The sequence below is a fragment of the Leclercia sp. TB492 genome, from assembly GCF_049974505.2.
GTDB classification, from domain to species: Bacteria; Pseudomonadota; Gammaproteobacteria; order Enterobacterales; family Enterobacteriaceae; genus Enterobacter; species Enterobacter adecarboxylatus_C.
The window spans coordinates 4,424,026-4,437,253 of record NZ_CM127572.1 but is presented as its reverse complement, the minus strand read 5'-3'; the positions used below and the strand labels follow the sequence as shown (position 1 = coordinate 4,437,253).

The 13,228-nt window shown below is 57.8% G+C and carries 12 protein-coding genes; 5 read left to right on the top strand and 7 right to left on the bottom strand.

The genetic code is table 11. The features are described 5' to 3' along the window. Positions 1-52: 52 nt before the first annotated feature. Both gorA and ACP4QI_RS21100 read right to left on the bottom strand, forming a co-directional pair. Positions 53-1,405 (bottom strand): glutathione-disulfide reductase, encoded by a 1,353-nt coding sequence (gene gorA / locus ACP4QI_RS21105; RefSeq protein WP_142487464.1) that lies wholly within the window; start codon positions 1,403-1,405, stop codon positions 53-55. Positions 1,406-1,475: 70 nt separating this feature from the next. Continuing rightward, complete coding sequence (locus ACP4QI_RS21100) at positions 1,476-2,318, bottom strand: 23S rRNA (adenine(2030)-N(6))-methyltransferase RlmJ (protein ID WP_142487463.1); 843 nt, start codon at positions 2,316-2,318, stop codon at positions 1,476-1,478. Between the two features lie 203 nt (positions 2,319-2,521). Here ACP4QI_RS21100 and prlC point away from each other — a divergent pair, with 203 nt between their 5' ends. Both prlC and rsmJ read left to right on the top strand, forming a co-directional pair. Then, positions 2,522-4,564 (top strand): oligopeptidase A, encoded by a 2,043-nt coding sequence (gene prlC, locus ACP4QI_RS21095; RefSeq protein ID WP_142487462.1) that lies wholly within the window; start codon positions 2,522-2,524, stop codon positions 4,562-4,564. 7 nt (positions 4,565-4,571) lie between these two features. After that, entirely contained in the window at positions 4,572-5,324 is a 753-nt protein-coding gene (gene rsmJ / locus ACP4QI_RS21090; protein WP_142487461.1) for a 16S rRNA (guanine(1516)-N(2))-methyltransferase RsmJ, read from the top strand. 91 nt (positions 5,325-5,415) lie between these two features. Here the strand turns inward: rsmJ and uspA are convergent, their stop codons facing one another. Further along, positions 5,416-5,853, bottom strand: coding sequence for a universal stress protein UspA (gene uspA / locus ACP4QI_RS21085; RefSeq protein WP_032615029.1), 438 nt, complete (start codon positions 5,851-5,853; stop codon positions 5,416-5,418). 283 nt (positions 5,854-6,136) lie between these two features. Between uspA and uspB the strand changes: the two genes are divergently transcribed. Next, entirely contained in the window at positions 6,137-6,472 is a 336-nt protein-coding gene (uspB, locus tag ACP4QI_RS21080; RefSeq protein ID WP_032615027.1) for a universal stress protein UspB, read from the top strand. A gap of 56 nt (positions 6,473-6,528) precedes the next feature. On the opposite strand, the gene pitA is transcribed toward uspB, so the two are convergent. Further along, positions 6,529-8,025, bottom strand: a complete 1,497-nt coding sequence (gene pitA, locus ACP4QI_RS21075; protein WP_231313475.1) for an inorganic phosphate transporter PitA — start codon at positions 8,023-8,025, stop codon at positions 6,529-6,531. Between the two features lie 230 nt (positions 8,026-8,255). Here pitA and ACP4QI_RS21070 point away from each other — a divergent pair, with 230 nt between their 5' ends. Both ACP4QI_RS21070 and ACP4QI_RS21065 read left to right on the top strand, forming a co-directional pair. Continuing rightward, the gene (locus ACP4QI_RS21070; RefSeq protein ID WP_285129032.1) at positions 8,256-9,458 is read left to right on the top strand and encodes a BaiN/RdsA family NAD(P)/FAD-dependent oxidoreductase; all 1,203 of its coding nucleotides are present in this window, start codon (positions 8,256-8,258) and stop codon (positions 9,456-9,458) included. A 169-nt stretch (positions 9,459-9,627) separates the two neighbouring features. Further along, positions 9,628-10,653, top strand: a complete 1,026-nt coding sequence (locus ACP4QI_RS21065; protein ID WP_142487458.1) for a TerC/Alx family metal homeostasis membrane protein — start codon at positions 9,628-9,630, stop codon at positions 10,651-10,653. A 63-nt stretch (positions 10,654-10,716) separates the two neighbouring features. On the opposite strand, the gene ACP4QI_RS21060 is transcribed toward ACP4QI_RS21065, so the two are convergent. The 3 genes from ACP4QI_RS21060 to ACP4QI_RS21050 form a co-directional block, all read right to left on the bottom strand. After that, positions 10,717-11,379: an HAD family hydrolase gene (locus ACP4QI_RS21060; protein ID WP_142487457.1), complete on the bottom strand. Its 663-nt coding sequence runs from the start codon at positions 11,377-11,379 to the stop codon at positions 10,717-10,719. Positions 11,380-11,473: 94 nt separating this feature from the next. Beyond that, positions 11,474-12,268, bottom strand: a complete 795-nt coding sequence (locus ACP4QI_RS21055) for an SDR family NAD(P)-dependent oxidoreductase (RefSeq protein WP_426495883.1) — start codon at positions 12,266-12,268, stop codon at positions 11,474-11,476. A gap of 54 nt (positions 12,269-12,322) precedes the next feature. Beyond that, positions 12,323-13,183, bottom strand: coding sequence for a LysR family transcriptional regulator (locus ACP4QI_RS21050; RefSeq protein ID WP_285129034.1), 861 nt, complete (start codon positions 13,181-13,183; stop codon positions 12,323-12,325). Between the last annotated feature and the right edge of the window lie 45 nt (positions 13,184-13,228).

Sequence of the window (13,228 nt, the reverse complement as noted above, 5' to 3'; positions counted from 1 at the left end):
GGCCACTGAGGACCGGTCTTTATAAGCGCAGAATCGCGAGTGGCAAAGCGTATTAACGCATGGTCACAAACTCTTCTGCCGCCGTTGGGTGGATCGCCACGGTGTTATCGAAGTCTTTCTTGGTCGCACCCATTTTCAGCGCCACGGCAAAGCCCTGCAGGATCTCATCCATACCGAAGCCAATACCGTGAATACCGACGATCTTCTCCTCCGGCCCAACGCAGACCAGCTTCATGCGGCATGGCTGACGGTGAGCGGTGACGGCGGTATACATGGCGGTGAAGGCCGATTTATACACTTTCACCTGGTCGTCGCCATACTGCTCGCGCGCCTGCGGTTCGGTTAAACCGACGGTGCCGATCGGCGGATGGCTGAAGACCACGGTCGGGATGTTGCTGTAGTCGAGGTGCTCGTCCGGTTTGTTGTTAAACAGACGCTCGGAGAGACGACGGCCCGCGGCCACCGCTACCGGGGTCAGCTCAACGGCACCGGTGTTATCGCCCACCGCGTAAATGCCCGGCACGCTGGTGTTCTGGAACTTATCGACAACGATATAGCCTTTCTCATTGGTCTCAACCCCGGTTACGGCGAGGTTGAAGTTGTCGTTTGCCGGTTCACGACCGATCGCCCAGATCAGGCAATCAACGGTCTGGCTGCGGCCATCTTCCAGCTCCAGGGTCAGGCTGCCGTCGGCGTTTTTCACGACCGCTTTCGGAATGGCTTCCGTATGCAGATGAGGGCCTTCTGCGTTCATCACTTCCACCAGCGTATCGACGATCAGCGGATCGAAGCTGCGCAGCGGGGCGTGTTTGCGCACGAACAGGTGCGCTTCCGCGCCCAGGCCGTTAATCACGCCCGCCAGTTCTACGGCGATGTAGCCCGCGCCCACAACGGCAACGCGTTTCGGCAGGGCAGGCAGCTCAAAGAAACCGTCGGAGTCGATGCCATATTCCGCGCCCGGAATAGACGGATGGCTCGGACGGCCGCCGGTGGCGATCAGGATATGATCGGCGGTGATCGTCTCGCCGTTCACTTCGATGGTCTTCGCATCCACAAAACGGGCGAAACCGCGGATTACATCGACGTTGTTCTTACCCAGCACGTTGTCGTAGGAGGTATGAATCCGGTCAATGTATGCCGTACGGCTGGCGATCAGGCGATCCCAGTCGAAGTTATTGATGGTGGTGTCAAAACCATAATCCGGGCCATACAGGTGGATGGCCTCACGGATCTGCGCCGCATGCCACATCACTTTCTTCGGTACACAACCGACGTTGACGCAGGTGCCGCCGAGGTCTTTCGCTTCAATCAGGGCGCACTTCTGGCCATACATGGCCGCACGGTTAATCGAGGCGATACCGCCGCTGCCGCCGCCGATAGCGATGTAGTCATAATGCTTAGTCATGGTCTTATCCTTAATCGTTAATTGCCGCGATTGTATACCTGAAATCAATAGCTTCCACCGATTGCTGTAATTACTCAGGCACGATCCAGCTGACGGTGGCGTGGCCAGTACCGGCCGGAACCAGCTTTTTGTGCAGCCACGGCAGAACGTTGTTCATCTGCGCTTCCAGCTTCCACGGTGGGTTAACCACGATCATGCCGGAGGCGGTCATGCCGCGTCGATCGCTGTCGGGGAGAACCGCCAGCTCAATTTGCAGGATCTTACGGATACCGGTCGCTTCCAGATCCTTAATCATGCGCTTGATCTGCGAACGCAGCACCACCGGATACCACAGGGCATAGGTGCCGGTGGCAAAGCGTTTGTACCCTTCGTGGATGCCCGCCACCACCGCCTGATAGTCACTTTTGATCTCATAAGGCGGGTCGATCAGCACCAGGCCGCGACGGGACACCGGTGGTAATTTCGCTTTCAGCTGCTGGTAGCCGTCCGATTTCTCGACGCGCGCGCGGCTGTCTTTCTGGAATTCAGAGCGCAGTAGCGGGTAGTCGCTCGGGTGCAGTTCGGTCAGCTGAATGCTGTCCTGCTCGCGCAGCAACTGACGGGCAATCAGCGGCGAGCCCGGGTAGTAACGTAGCTGGCCGCTGCGGTTGAAGTGATTAATGACGCTGATGTACGGCTCAAGCTCGGCCGGCAGGTCGTCCTGCTGCCAGATACGGGCGATGCCTTCGAGGTACTCCCCGGTGCGCTCGGCGTGTTCACCGCTCAGCTGATAGCGGCCCGCGCCGGCATGGGTGTCCAGATAGAGAAAAGGCTTATCTTTCTCTTTGAGCGCCTCGATAATCAGGCTCTGAACGGTATGTTTAAGAACGTCGGCGTGGTTGCCCGCGTGAAAGCTGTGGCGATAACTGAGCATGGGTAGATATGTTCCGATAATGTCGATTGGCCACAGTTTACAGCAGAACGGCGCAGATTACCCGCAGGCCCGGCACGCACCGTCGCGGCGGCGGTTTTTCTGTCACCTCAGCCATTGAAATTCACTACACTTAACCCCATCCTGGAAACAATATGCTCGCGCAGGATGCGCGCTTCATTCACTCATTTAACAGGACAGTGCTTATGACCAACCCATTACTGACGCCTTTTTCGTTGCCACCGTTTTCCTCCATTCTGCCTGAACATGTTGTTCCCGCTGTCACCAAAGCACTGGACGATTGCCGTACCGCCGTCGAGAGCGTGGTTGCGCAGGGCGCCCCTTACAGCTGGGAAAACCTGTGTCAGCCGCTGGCGGAAGTAGATGATGTGCTCGGCCGCATCTTCTCCCCGGTCAGCCACCTGAACTCGGTGAAAAACAGCCCGGAGCTGCGTGAAGCCTACGAACAAACCCTGCCGCTGCTGTCGGAATACAGCACCTGGGTCGGGCAGCACGAAGGGCTGTATAAAGCGTACCGCGACCTGCGCGAGGGCGATAACTATGCGACCCTGAACATCGCCCAGAAAAAGGCGGTTGATAACGCCCTGCGCGATTTTGAACTGTCGGGCATTGGCCTCGCGAAAGATAAACAGCAGCGCTACGGCGAAATCGCGACCCGCCTGTCCGAGCTGGGCAACCAGTACAGCAACAACGTGCTGGATGCCACCATGGGCTGGACGAAGCTGATTACCGACGAAGCCGAACTGGCGGGTATGCCGGAGAGCGCGCTGGCGGCGGCGAAAGCCCAGGCCGAGGCGAAAGAGCAGGAAGGTTTCCTGCTGACCCTGGATATCCCGAGCTATCTGCCGGTGATGACCTACTGTGACAACCAGGCCCTGCGTGAAGAGATGTATCGCGCCTACAGCACCCGCGCCTCCGATCAGGGCCCGAACGCCGGCAAGTGGGATAACACCCCGGTGATGGCGGAGATCCTCGCCCTGCGTCACGAGCTGGCACAGCTGCTGGGCTTTGACAGCTACGCGGATAAATCCCTCGCCACCAAAATGGCGGAAAACCCCCAGCAGGTGCTCGATTTCTTAACCGATCTGGCCAAACGCGCCCGTCCTCAGGGCGAGAAAGAGCTGGCCCAGCTGCGCGCCTTTGCGAAAGCGGAGTTCGGCGTCGATGAGCTGCAGCCGTGGGATATCGCGTACTACAGCGAGAAACAGAAGCAGCACCTTTACAGCATCAGCGATGAGCAGCTGCGCCCATACTTCCCGGAAAACAAAGCCGTTAACGGCCTGTTCGAAGTGGTGAAGCGCATCTATGGCATTACCGCTAAAGAGCGCAACGATGTGGAAGTGTGGCATGACGACGTGCGTTTCTTCGAGCTGTATGACGATAAAAACGAACTGCGCGGCAGCTTCTACCTTGACCTGTATGCCCGTGAGAACAAGCGCGGCGGGGCGTGGATGGATGACTGCGTAGGCCAGATGCGTAAAGCCGACGGCTCGCTGCAAAAGCCGGTGGCCTACCTGACCTGTAACTTCAACCGTCCGGTCAGCGGTAAACCTGCGCTCTTTACCCATGACGAAGTGATCACCCTGTTCCACGAGTTCGGTCACGGTCTGCACCATATGCTGACCCGTATCGAAGCTGCAGGCGTGGCCGGTATCAGCGGCGTGCCGTGGGATGCGGTCGAGCTGCCGAGCCAGTTTATGGAAAACTGGTGCTGGGAGCCGGACGCGCTGGCGTTTATCTCCGGTCACTACGAGACCGGCGAGCCGCTGCCAAAAGCGCTGCTGGATAAGATGCTGGAAGCGAAAAACTACCAGGCGGCGATGTTTATCCTGCGCCAGCTGGAGTTCGGCCTGTTCGATTTCCGTCTGCATGCCGAGTTCAGCCCGGAGCAAGGGGCGAAGGTCCTCGAAACCCTGGCGGAGATCAAGAAGCAGGTGGCCCTGATCCCTGGCCCGGCATGGGGTCGCTTCCCGCACGCGTTCAGCCATATCTTTGCTGGCGGCTATGCGGCGGGTTACTACAGCTACCTGTGGGCGGACGTGCTGGCGGCAGACGCTTACTCCCGCTTCGAAGAAGAGGGGATTTTCAACCGCGAAACCGGGCAGTCGTTCCTCGATAACATCCTGACCCGCGGCGGTTCCGAAGAGCCAATGGAGCTGTTCAAACGCTTCCGTGGCCGCGAGCCGCAGCTGGACGCGATGCTTGAGCATTACGGCATCAAGGGTTAGTTGATTCGTGAAGATTCACTTAGTAGATGAGACAGGCGCCGGAGACGGCGCCTTATCTGTTCTGGCGGCCCGATGGGGGCTGGAACACGATGAAGAAAACCTGATGGCGCTGGTGATGACTACAGCGCATCTGGAGTTACGTAAACGTGACGAACCGAAACTCGGCGGGATTTTTGTCGACTTTGTCGGTGGCGCCATGGCACACCGGCGCAAGTTCGGCGGCGGACGTGGCGAAGCGGTCGCCAAAGCGGTCGGGATCAAAGGCAGCTATCTGCCGGACGTGGTGGATGCCACCGCCGGACTGGGGCGCGATGCCTTTGTGCTCGCCTCTGTAGGCTGTCGGGTGCGGATGCTGGAGCGCAACCCGGTGGTCGCCGCCCTGCTGGATGATGGCCTTGCTCGCGGCTATGCCGATCCGGAAATCGGCGGCTGGTTGCAGGAGCGACTACAGCTGATCCACGCCTCGAGCCTGACGGCACTGACGGATATCACCCCGCGTCCGCAGGTGGTCTATCTCGACCCAATGTTCCCGCATAAGCAGAAAAGCGCGCTGGTGAAGAAAGAGATGCGGGTGTTTCAGTCGCTGGTGGGGCCGGACTTAGACGCAGATGGCCTGCTGGAGCCTGCTCGCCTGCTGGCGACAAAGCGGGTAGTGGTGAAACGTCCTGACTATGCACCGCCGCTGGCGGAGGTCGCCACCACCAATGCGGTGACCACCAAAGGGCACCGGTTTGATATCTACTCCGGTACGCCGGAATAAAAAAGCCGGGAGGCGGCTTCGCCTTACCCGGCCTACGTGCAGTGCCATTTGTAGGCCCGGTAAGCGTTAGCGCCACCGGGCTTTTTTACACTTACTCGTCGTCTTCGTCGCGCAGCGGCACAATCAACATGTCCACGTGCACGGTGTTAATCAGCTGACGCGCTGACGACATCAGCTTGCTCCAGAAGTCCTGGTGATGACCGCAGACCACCAGATCCATATCGTATTTCTTGATTGCATCAACCAGCACCTGGCCCAGGTCGCCGCTGCCGCTCAGGGTTTCGGTGATCGGATAGCCCGCGTTGGTGGAGAGTTCGGTCAGCGCCTGGTGGGTCTCTTCGGAGATACGCTTCTGCATGTCGCCCAGATTCACGTCAATCAGGCCGGTATAGAGATCGGAGTAATTCACGTCCACGTGAATCAAGGAAACTTTCGCATTGTACGGACGCGCCATGGATACCGCTTTATCAACCAGGACTTTGCTCTCCGGGGAGAGGTCAACCGCGATAAGAATGTGTTTATAAGCCATAGTGTTACTCCTTCCTTAAGTTATCGATGACCAATGCGTGTAGCAGTCGTCTACCTGCCTTCATTACGGCCCAGTTAAACAAAATTTTCAAGCATTGGTGTTGATAACGATTAACCTTGTGGCAAAAAAATTAGCGGATCTCCTACACTATTGAATAAGCCGTTCGGATACTAAAATGTGAAGCCGATCGGCTTTTGAGTCTCTCTTTCACTGAACCGTCTGTCAGGGCATGGGTGCGGTAGTCCCGGAGCATTGCTTCGCGGGCGGACGCCGGGGAGGAAGTATGATTAGCACCGTCGCATTATTTTGGGCGTTATGTGTAGTTTGCATCGTGAATATGGCGCGTTATTTCTCGTCTTTACGCGCCCTGTTAGTGGTACTGCGTGGCTGCGATCCATTGCTTTATCAATATGTGGACGGCGGGGGATTTTTCACCTCGCACGGGCAGCCCAGCAAACAGATGCGCCTGGTGTGGTATATCTACGCCCAGCGTTATCGGGATCATCATGATGATGAGTTTATCCGCCGCTGTGAACGCCTGCGTCGTCAGTTCATCCTGACCAGCGCACTGTGCGGCCTGGTGGTGGTGAGTATGATTGCTCTCCTCATCTGGCATTGAGCGCAAAAAAAAGCGGGCCAGTTACCTGACCCGCTCTTCGCGTAACCTGCCTGCAATTACAGGAATTGCAGGGAGATCCAGTACAGACCACCAGACAGCAGAATCGATGCTGGCAGGGTAAACACCCAGGCCATCAGGATGCTGGTCACGGTTTTGCGTTGCAGACCACCGCCATCAACCAGCATGGTACCCGCCACGGACGAAGAGAGAACGTGGGTTGTGGATACCGGCATACCGGTGTAGCTGGCCAGACCGATAGAGACCGCTGCCGTCATCTGAGCAGACATCCCCTGGGCATAGGTCATGCCTTTCTTACCGATCTTCTCGCCAATGGTTGTCGCCACGCGACGCCAGCCGACCATCGTACCGAGACCCAGCGCCAGTGCGACCGCCATGATGATCCAGATCGGTGCGTACTCGATGGTATTCAGCATGTCGACCTTCAGCTTCTTCAGCAGACGCTGATCGTCAGCAGAGACTTCAGGCAGCTTAGAGACTTTCTCGGTCACGTCAGAGATGCACAGCATGATGCGACGCATCTGGCCACGCTGCTCCGGAGTGAGCTTCTCGTAGCTTTCGACATCCGTCAGCATGCCTTTTGCCCGCTCCAGTGCGTTAATCGCATTGGCCGGATGGCAGTGGAACTCAGCCGGTTTGGTTGCGCCTGCTTCCGGAGAAGGGATCAGCTGATCAACGCCAGTCGCCTTTTTCAGCAGGTCGGGACGCTGCTGGAAATAGGTTTCGACGTTGTTGATGGCGTCGCGGGTACGGGTAATTTCGTAACCGGTGGCATTCATGTTCACCACGAAGCCCGCAGGTGCCACACCAATCAGCACCAGCATAACCAGACCAATCCCTTTCTGACCGTCGTTCGCGCCATGAGAGAAGGCCACGCCGATAGCAGAAACGATCAGGGCGATACGCGTCCAGAATGGCGGCTTTTTCTTACCGTCTTTCTTTTCACGCTCGGCTGGCGTCAGGTGGATACGGGCACGTTTTTTGGTGCCGCTCCAGTAACGACGCAGCAGGAAAATTAAGCCACCCGCCACAACCAGACCGACAATGGGAGAAACAATCAGTGAACCGAAAATACCCAGAACTTTAGGAATATTCAGTGCGTCCACCACAGACGTACCGGTCATCAGCGCATTGGTTAAACCAATACCGATGATGGCGCCGATGAGCGTGTGAGAACTGGATGCTGGCAGGCCGAAATACCAGGTACCGAGGTTCCAGATAATTGCAGCAAACAGCAGAGAGAACACCATGGCCAGGCCATGGCCGGAACTGACATTCAGTAGCAGATCCGTTGGCAGCATATGCACAATGGCGTAGGCTACGCTCAGACCCCCCAGAAGAACACCAAAGAAGTTAAACACCGCAGCCATCACAACCGCAACCTGCGATCGTAAAGCACGGGTGTAAATAACGGTTGCGACTGCGTTCGCAGTGTCGTGGAAGCCGTTAATCGCTTCGTAGAACAATACAAAGGCCAGAGCAAGCAAGAGTAAAAGCCCGGTATGAAAATCCAGGCCGGCAAACAAATGTAGCATAGGACGTTACGCCATCTTGAGGACATGAACGCGGCGCATTATCCAGGACAAATGCGCAACGGGCAAAGTGAAATATAGACTTTTTTTGATTTGCCTACTGACATAAGCGTAGCAGTAAAAGAATTATTTTTTAAATTTCAATAAAATGAACGAGATCGCGGATATTTACGCTGGCACGCTTCTTGAGGAAACTTTACAATCCGCGCCCTCAAAACCAGGAGAATCGAGACGTGGAAAAGTATGATGCCATCATTATTGGCGCCGGTGCGGCGGGTTTATTCTGTGCGGCAATGGCCGGACAGGCAGGGCGCCGGGTTCTGCTGCTCGATAACGGTAAAAAACCTGGTCGTAAAATCCTCATGTCTGGCGGGGGCCGCTGCAACTTTACTAACCTTTATATCGAACCCGCGGCCTATCTGAGCCAGAACCGCCATTTTTGTAAATCTGCTCTTGCCCGCTATACCCAATGGGACTTTATTGACCTGGTGGGTAAACACGGCATTGCCTGGCATGAAAAAACCCTGGGCCAGCTATTTTGCGACGATTCGGCGCAACAGATTGTCGATATGCTGGTGGCCGAGTGCGAAAAAGGCCAGGTTACCCTGCGTCTGCGCAGTGAAGTGCTGGAAGTCGCCCGTGACGAGGCGGGATATACCCTGCAACTCAATGGCGAAACGGTGAGCGCGGAAAAGCTGGTGATCGCCAGCGGCGGGCTCTCGATGCCGGGGCTGGGCGCGTCGCCGTTTGGCTATAAAATTGCTGAACAGTTTGGCCTGAAGGTGCTTCCGACCCGAGCCGGTCTGGTGCCGTTCACCCTGCATAAACCCTTGCTGGAGCAGCTGCAAACCCTCTCCGGCGTCTCGGTGCCTTCGGTCATCACGGCTGAAGACGGCACCGTATTCCGTGAGAACCTGCTGTTCACCCATCGCGGCCTCTCCGGCCCGGCGGTCCTGCAAATCTCCAGCTACTGGCAGCCGGGGGAGTTCGTCACCGTCAATTTAGTGCCGGACTGCGAACTGGCGAGCTTCCTGGATGAACAGCGCGCGGCGCACCCCAACCAGAGCCTGAAAAACACGTTAGCCATGCAGCTGCCGAAGCGGCTGGTGGAGTGCCTGCAGCTGCTGGGGCAAATTCCCGATGTGTCGCTGAAGCAGCTCAACAGCCGTGACCAGCAGACGCTGGTGGAGACCTTAACCGCCTGGCGCGTCCAGCCCAACGGCACCGAAGGCTATCGCACTGCGGAAGTGACGCTCGGCGGGGTGGACACCAACGAACTCTCCTCGCGCACCATGGAGGCCCGCAACGTGCCGGGGCTCTATTTTATCGGTGAGGTGGTGGACGTGACCGGCTGGCTGGGCGGCTATAACTTCCAGTGGGCGTGGGCCAGCGCCTGGGCCTGCGCAGAGGCGCTGGCGGCAGAGAATAAAAACTGACCGGGTATGCAGAACCGCGTTGATGTGAGTTAAAATAGACTATCCGGCGCAGGTACATCCTGCGCCGGTTTACTTCTTAAGGGGAGAAGGCTGTTAACGGCCCCCCCTTTTTCTTTACTGGCTTCGCCAGTCTGCATGGTTTGTATTTTGTCTTCAAAAAGGGTTGTGTATGTCATCTGCTCATCTCGGTTTCCCGACGGAAACCGTTGTTGTATTCGTGGTTATGGCTGTCGGGGCGATGTTTATCGACCTCTTCATGCATCGCCATGACAAACCGATTTCACTGAAAAGTGCTTCGCTCTGGTCGATCTTCTGGGTGATGACCGCGATGGCGTTCGCCGGGTTCCTGTACGTTCACCACGGTGCTGAGGTGGCGAGCCTGTTCCTCACCGGTTACGCGCTGGAAGAGGTGCTCTCCGTCGACAACCTGTTCGTGATGATGGCGATCTTCGCCTGGTTTGGCGTGCCGGATCAGTACCGTCACCGGGTGCTTTACTGGGGGGTGATTGGCGCTATCGTCTTCCGTGGGATCTTCGTCGCCATCGGCACCAGCCTGCTGAGCCTCGGGCCGTACGTGGAAGTGGTCTTTGCCCTGATTGTGGCCTGGACGGCGGTGATGATGCTCAAGCGCGGTGAAGAGCAGGACGAGATCGAAGATTACTCTCAGCACCTGGCCTACCGCGCGGTCAAACGCTTCTATCCGATCTGGCCAAAAATCACCGGCAACGCCTTCCTGCTGAGCCAGAAAGAGGTGGATGCCGAGCTGGAAAAACCAGAGAACCAGGATGTGATGGTCGGCCGTGTGAAGAAGGCGAAGCGCTATGCCACGCCGCTGCTGCTCTGCGTGGCGGTGGTTGAGCTGTCAGACGTGATGTTCGCCTTTGACTCGGTGCCGGCGATCATCGCCGTTAGCCGCGAGCCGCTGATTATCTACAGCGCCATGATGTTCGCGATCCTCGGCCTGCGTACCCTCTATTTCGTGCTGGAGGCGCTGAAGCAGTATCTGGTCCATCTGGAGAAAGCGGTGATCGCGCTGCTGTTCTTTGTGGCCTTCAAGCTCGGTCTGAACGCCACGGATCACTTCTGGCATCACGGCTACGGCATCGGCGCCACGGCGAGTCTGTTAGTGGTGCTGGGCGTACTGGCGGTGGGGATTGTGGCGAGCCTGCTGTTCCCGGGGAAACGGGAAGCCTGAGTGGTATTGCCCGGCCTGTGGATGTTGTAGGCCGGGTAAGGCGAAGCCGCCACCCGGCATGTTTTACGGTTTAATAGGTGAATTCCGGCGCGCGCGCGGCGGGTGGAAATGGCGCCAGTGCGGATCCTGCGCCGCGGCCAGCAGCTCGTGATCGCCGCGGGTGTCGCCCCAGGCGCGCACGTGGTAATTGGTCAGGCTGCCATACACGTGCTCCAGCCGGGCCACCTTCTGCGCACAGCGACAGTTATGGCCGGTGATCCGCCCGGTCAGCTTGCCGTCTTTCACTTCCAGCTGGGTGCCGATAAGCTTAATGCCAAGCTTGTCGGCCCAGGGCTGCAATACCAGGGCCGGCGAGGCGGAGCAGATCGTCACTTCCGCACCGGAATTGACTTCCGCGGCCACCGCCAGTACGCCCTGCGGGCGCATCAGTTTGTTCCAGTATTTCTCGCAGAACAGCTCTGCCTGCTGACGCAGCCAGTGCTCATCCACGCCGGTCAGAAAGGTTCTGATCAGCACCTCTTTCAGCTCATCACGGGTCAGCTTGCGGCGCACACAGTGCAGGGTAGGCAAGGCCATCCGGACCAGGCGACCGGCAAAATAGCGTTTGCCGAACGCAAAGCGTAAGAAAGGGATAAAGCTGTCGTGATGCGTCAGCGTGCCGTCGAAGTCGAACACCGAAAGTACGCTGGATTTTGCCACTGCCTCATCGGCAATCATATTGGTCATAGCTACGTCTTAGCTGAAATACACATTCTGCCCATCAGTTTACCTGCTTTAGCGTCAGATGCCACCCGCCAGCGGACGGGCGGCAACGGCATGGCTAGATAATATCGTCCACCACGCCGCCATCGACGCGCAGCGCCGCGCCGGAGGTAGCGGACGCCTGCTGTGAACAGACGTAGACCACCATGTTGGCGACCTCTTCTACCGTGGCGGCCCGCTGAATAACCGAGCTCGGACGGTGCACCATGACGAACTCTTTCGCCAGCGTCTCCAGTGATTTGCCGGTTTTCTCTATCTCGTCTTTCATCATGTCGGCAAAGCCGTCCGACATCGTCGGGCCCGGCAAAACGCTGTTCACGGTAACGCCGCTGCCCGCGACAAATTTCGCCAGCCCGCGCGCCAGCGACAGCTGGGCGGTTTTGGTCACCCCGTAGTGGATCATGTCTGCCGGAATATTGCAGGCCGACTCCGAGGAGATAAACACTACCCGGCCCCAGCCCTTTTGCACCATGCCGGGCAGCAGGGCGCGCGACAGGCGTACGCCGGACATCACGTTAGTTTGCCAGTAGCGATCCCAGGTCTCATCGTCGGTGGCGTAAAAATCCTGCGGCCCATAAATCCCGGCGTTGTTCACGAGGATATCGACGCCGGTGGCAACCTTCAGCAGAGCATCCACCCCGTCAGGGGTGCTGAGGTCGGCAATCGCCGCCCGCACCTGGACGCCGGGTATGACCTGCTGCAGCTGTTGGATCCCCCGGTTGACCGAGTCGACGCTGCGCCCGTTAACAATCACCTCGGCACCGCTCTCCGCCAGCCCTCTGGCAATGGCGAAGCCAATGCCGCCTGTGGAGGCGGTTACTAACGCCACTTTTCCCGTAAGATCGATTTTCACGGTCTGCTCCTTTTCATAGTTGAAGTTCAGACCGTTAAGCGTAGCAGTTCACCTTTACGACGGCTGGCGGAAGAGGTGCAGTAAGGTCTCAACCTGTTCGTCGAGCGGGGCGAGCGTGCGTTTTACAATCAGATGCAGCGGTGTAGCACGGCGCGTGCCGTGGTTCAGGGGCAGTGTTTTCAGCACACCGCTTTCCAGCTGTTGCTGAATTCGCTCTTCCGGCAGCCAGCCATACCCCACCTGATACATCACCGCATCGATAGCGGCATCGATGGTGGAGAAGGTCCAGGCTTCGCCGCCGGGAGGCGCGGCGTAGTTCTGCCCGGCGATCTGGATGATTGGCCAGGGGCGTAGCATTTCATCAGTGAGCGGCGTGTCGCGTTCAAACAGTGGATGCTCCCGATGCGCCACGGCGACAAAATCGATATTCATCAGCCACTCGCCGCGCCCGGTCACATCCTGGCGGCGGGTTAGCACCATCACGTCGGCTTCGCTCTGGGTCAGCGCCTCGCCGGCGTTCTCAAGTATTTCGGTCAGATGCACCTCGGTTTGCGGATAGCGCTGTTGAAACTGGCGCAGAATGGCAAACAGATGACGGCGAGGGAAAATGCTGTCCACCACCACATCCAGTCGGGTACGCATCCCGTTGCGTAGCGTCGTGGCGCGAGTCTCCAGCAGGGTAAAGGCGTTTAGCAGCGGTTTGACCTGATTTAACAGCAGCTCCCCTTCCGGGGTCAGCACCGCCTTACGCCCCGCCTGAACCAGGAGCGCCACGCCCAGCCGCTCCTGCAACAACGCCAGGTTATAACTGACGGAAGATTGGCTGCGGTGCGTCTCCTCTGCGGCGCGGGCAAAGCTGCCTAACTCAACGACGCGTTCAAGCAGTGCCCACTGCTCAAGGGTAGTTTTGTGCATGACTCATCTAATTTTTGAATGAATTTGATTAAATCATAGCGTTAT